This window comes from Cellulosilyticum ruminicola JCM 14822, from assembly GCF_001311925.1.
Lineage (GTDB): Bacteria > Bacillota > Clostridia > Lachnospirales > Cellulosilyticaceae > Cellulosilyticum > Cellulosilyticum ruminicola.
On record NZ_BBCG01000175.1, the window covers coordinates 1 to 838 of the forward strand.

At 27.3% G+C, this 838-nt stretch carries 1 protein-coding gene; it reads left to right on the forward strand.

Annotation, left to right across the window (positions count from 1 at the left end; all coding sequences use genetic code 11):
* Positions 1-55 precede the first annotated feature (55 nt).
* On the forward strand, positions 56-409 hold the full coding sequence (locus JCM14822_RS25345) for a transposase (protein ID WP_408606230.1): 354 nt from the start codon (positions 56-58) through the stop codon (positions 407-409).
* Positions 410-838: the final 429 nt, after the last annotated feature.

Genomic DNA, 838 nt, shown 5'->3' on the forward strand with positions numbered 1-838 from the left:
AAAAAGAATAAATTTTTTACACATGAACACCTTGCAAGTATGATTTATTTTCATAATTTGTGATAAAGGCTACATTGACTATAAAAAATTTGACAGTTATACTTCAAAGGAAATTTACTTCGTAAGTCGTCTTAAGAATAATGCCAAATTTAAAGAAGCCATAGATCTACCTATCACACAATGTAACAAAGCCCAGCCGTTGTTACCAGCAGGTTTAACTATTATATATGATAAGAAGGTACGCCTTAGTAAAGAGTCCATTAATTTTACAAAGCATTTTTATAGGGTTGTAAAGATTATAGATTCCACAGGTAAAGAGCTTACATTTGTAACTCATCTCATGTGTTATAGTTCAGAAGAAATAGCATGGCTTTATAAAAAACGTTGGGACATAGTGAAAATGCTGTAAGGATTCAAATGATAACAGGTATAATAACTTATTTATTACTTCGATTAACCCTTGAAAAGGTTGAAATAAAGATAAGCTTAATCAATTTAAAGTGTAAAATAAAAAATAAGCTATTCAAATATGTAACCAATATGCAATGCTATAAAACAGCATTATTTAGTAGTTCTTAAAACATGGAAAAGTGAATAGAAATCTAAGTAATTATACCCTTAGTGCATCTAACTTTACTGGATAAATATAGAAATTATCTATTTAAGTCTGTAAAGCACATTTTAGAAGTATAGGTCAATGGAAATTTTAGTTAGTAACTAAACATTAGTGAAAAATATAACTTTTAGTTTACAAAATTATTATAATAACGACATGTGCTAGATTATCTCAACTTATAAATAGGATAAATATGGTAATACATCAAACTGTATAATCCCT